The sequence below is a fragment of the Gilvimarinus sp. 1_MG-2023 genome, assembly GCF_030548285.1.
Genome location: NZ_JAUOSC010001187.1, coordinates 1 through 261, shown reverse-complemented (window position 1 = coordinate 261; position 261 = coordinate 1). Strand labels below are relative to the sequence as shown.

Here is a 261-nt window from a genome sequence, read left to right as displayed (position 1 = left end):
CATTAAAACCGAATTGCAGTACCGACATGCCGGGCAAACCAAAGGCCTCTTTCAGCGCCACCACTTCCGGGGTAATGATTCCGAGATCTTCGGCGATCACTGGCAGTGGGTCATGGGTGGCTTGTAATGCCGAGAGCAGAGCGTGTCCGGGGGCTTTAACCCAGTTGCCTGTCATGGCGGTTGGCTCGCTGACGGCAATTTCCCAGCTGGCTTCCAGACCGCGGAAATGATCAATACGCACCAGGTCAAACAGCTCCAGAC

General features: G+C 56.3%; 1 protein-coding gene. It reads right to left on the bottom strand.

Translation table 11 applies throughout. The annotated features are described in order from the left end of the window. On the bottom strand, window positions 1–261 hold a 261-nt coding region (locus tag Q4563_RS20610; RefSeq protein ID WP_303605841.1), incomplete at both ends, for a 4-alpha-glucanotransferase.